5 protein-coding genes are annotated in these 2,624 nt (G+C 50.7%); 3 read left to right on the forward strand and 2 right to left on the reverse strand.

The window, feature by feature from the left end; translation table 11 throughout:
- A partial coding sequence (locus RTI30_RS14390; protein ID WP_409449721.1) for a BrnA antitoxin family protein occupies positions 1–85 on the forward strand: 85 nt, incomplete at its 5' end.
- A gap of 382 nt (positions 86–467) precedes the next feature.
- Here the strand turns inward: RTI30_RS14390 and RTI30_RS13900 are convergent.
- On the reverse strand, positions 468–725 hold the full coding sequence (locus RTI30_RS13900) for a hypothetical protein (RefSeq protein ID WP_312284097.1): 258 nt from the start codon (positions 723–725) through the stop codon (positions 468–470).
- Positions 726–749: 24 nt separating this feature from the next.
- Positions 750–1,508, reverse strand: coding sequence for an EAL domain-containing protein (locus RTI30_RS13905; RefSeq protein ID WP_312284098.1), 759 nt, complete (start codon positions 1,506–1,508; stop codon positions 750–752).
- 240 nt (positions 1,509–1,748) lie between these two features.
- Between RTI30_RS13905 and RTI30_RS13910 the strand changes: the two genes are divergently transcribed.
- Positions 1,749–2,081 (forward strand): hypothetical protein, encoded by a 333-nt coding sequence (locus RTI30_RS13910; protein WP_312284099.1) that lies wholly within the window; start codon positions 1,749–1,751, stop codon positions 2,079–2,081.
- Between the two features lie 174 nt (positions 2,082–2,255).
- On the forward strand, positions 2,256–2,483 hold the full coding sequence (locus tag RTI30_RS13915; protein ID WP_312284100.1) for a CopG family transcriptional regulator: 228 nt from the start codon (positions 2,256–2,258) through the stop codon (positions 2,481–2,483).
- Positions 2,484–2,624 lie beyond the last annotated feature (141 nt).

A 2,624-nucleotide genomic window follows, 5' to 3' on the forward strand; every position in this document is an offset into this window, starting at 1 on the left:
CAAGAACACCGGCAAGCGGTATCAGTCGCGCATGAATGCCGTTTTGCGCGCCTACGTTGAGGCGCACAAGGCGCGCGCGAACTAGCCCACTTCATGAATAAAGCCGGACGATTTTAACCGCGGGGTTCAAACCACCAAAAACGATCACGACCTCTACCAGCCTCCTTCCACCCCGAAGTCTCTTTCATCTTCAGGGGTGGTGCCAACCACCATGATCGTTAATCGGTGATGCGCGGGTGTCCACATCCGAGCAGGACACGGCGCTGCAGGTCAATGAATCGCTCGGTTGTGGACACCATGTCGCCCACAACAAACCCTAGGGCCTCTCATCACCCCTGCCGCGCCATCGCCACGAGCATCTTGTGAGAGCTTCGTTAAGGCCTCCTTGCGCTCCCGTACGGATGCGGCCTCATGCTCGCGGTGGTACAGCATTGATCTGTTGTGGCTGTTGAATTTCGGGTGGATGATCAGACATGGGGGGTGATTGCGGCGGATTCAACTACCCAATCCAGCGCGTGTTCTCCATCAGCTCCTTCAAAAAAAGCCCGAATTGCAGCTGGGCGCATTTGATAGGGATTGAACTCTGGGCCTGTGGCGTATTTGAGAAACAGTGCTTGGTTGTCCGCTACAGCTGTAACCAGCCCCATCGACCAGGTGCCAAACTGGCGATGAACCAACTCATCGAAATCAAAGATGAAAAATAACTGCCATCGACACATCGTCACATAGCTGTCAGGTTCTGTAGATGATTATTCTATTGATAAATAATTAATATCCGGCAGTCCCTCAAATTTTGGCTTAGCAAAGATATATCCCTGAAATAGGTTAATCTTTAAATCGAGCAAAACCCTTAATTCATCGACAGTCTCCACACCCTCAGCGACTACCGCTATATTTAGATCATCGCACAGATTTTTGATGTTTTTTACAATCAATTTGGCTTTATTATTTTTATCTATATCTCTGATTAGTTTGATGTCAATTTTTATTATATTTGGGTCAAGTTCAAGCAAGTGGTTCAACCCAGAAAATCCCTCGCCAAAATCATCAAGAGCCATTCTGAAGCCAAGCGCTGCGTACGATTGAAATATGGAAAGCAAGTGCTTCCTGTCGCGGACTTTTTCTGACTCGATGACTTCGAATATAATTTTATTTGTGGGAAAGTTGTACTTATGGGCCGCTTCCAGAGTTTGCCTTATGCATGTTTCTGGTTTGTAAACGGCACCGGGGATGAAATTGATGGAAAGATTGCTTTTTATATCAAGCTTGCTGGCAAGCTGTATTGCGGTAGTTCTACATTTCTGATCAAACTGATATATATTTTCTTCATTAACTTTCTCAAGAATTTTATATGCAGGACTGCCATCGGTTCCTCTTACTAATGCTTCGTAAGCAAAAACAGATTTTTCTTTGTAATCTATGATAGGCTGAAAAGCCATAGAAATAGAAAATCCAAGATCTTCTTTATTTTCGCAAAGCTTACAGCGAGGCCTTGTTTCTGGATTCATATCTGCATCCTATAAATTGTCGGCACTGAAATATTCAAACACCACCAAGCAAAGCGAACCGCCCTTGCGTGGGCGTTACCTATCCGTGCCACAGCGCATCGACTTGGATCGGCCAGATCGGGAGAACACCCCGATACGCTTTCCCGAGCAAGCGCAAAAAAGACGCCACCAGAACGCCCCCCCCTTCTTGGCGATCATACGCAGCAGCCTTTTGATGTTATAGCGCGCGCACAGCACTGCATGCTGCCAGTGGCCGGTCTTGCCCCCAAGAAAAAGAATCATGGATTGATCCCGGAAAATGTAGGAATGGCGTCCCTGGGGGCCTGGTATCAAAAAACCGCGCGCATGCGCGCGCGAGGCAACCAGCTTGGCAGCTCCATCCTTCGCATATCCAGCCCCCACGCCCTACGGGCGCGACTCCCCCTGCTGGACCAACACGGCAATGGGTTCGAGAGCAATCGTTACGCCGTCACAGTCACCGGCGGCGGGACTGGCTGGGGAAGATCAAGACTCATCGATAAGACCCCATTCCCTGCCACGCTAGGGGATGGCGTGTCCGTTGTGCGTAACTGAGCGATTGCGGACACTCCTGCGCAGCATGTGCAGAAACTAGCTTTGCGGGCTTGTGAGCTTGCCTGAATCCTTGATGACGTTTTCGGACATGCTTTCGTGTGTGCATGCGGCATCGACAAGCAGGATGCTTTGTCGCATAATGAATACATGTATTCATATTGGGGAAGCTGAACCGTGGCCACTTCCATCCGTCTTGCTCCAGAGTTCGAGCAACGGCTCAACCACCTCGCCCACCGCACCGGGCGATCAAAGGCCTATTACCTGCGCGAAATCATCGAGAAAGGCCTGGCCGAGATGGAGGATTACTACCTCGCCGCCGATGTGCTTGAGCGTGTGCGCAAGGGCGAGGAAAAGGTCCATTCCTCAGCCGACGTGAGGAAAGACCTTGGCCTGGACGATTGAGTACACCGACACGGCCAAAGAGCAGCTGCGCAAGCTCGACAAGCAAGCGGCCCGGCGTATCGTGGACTTCATGGATGAACGTGTTGCCGGATCGGCAAACCCGCGCAGCACGGGCAAGGCATTGACTGGGCCGCTGGGGAA

The sequence above is a fragment of the Candidatus Igneacidithiobacillus taiwanensis genome (genome assembly GCF_031962545.1).
Taxonomy (GTDB): Bacteria; Pseudomonadota; Gammaproteobacteria; order Acidithiobacillales; family Acidithiobacillaceae; genus Igneacidithiobacillus; species Igneacidithiobacillus taiwanensis.

Bases quoted from the DNA above. Each gene is read 5' to 3' on its own strand.
- RTI30_RS13905 (WP_312284098.1), bottom strand. From the start codon at position 1,508: ATGAATCCAGAAACAAGGCCTCGCTGTAAGCTTTGCGAAAATAAAGAA.
- RTI30_RS13910 (WP_312284099.1), top strand. From the start codon at position 1,749: ATGCTGCCAGTGGCCGGTCTTGCCCCCAAGAAAAAGAATCATGGATTG.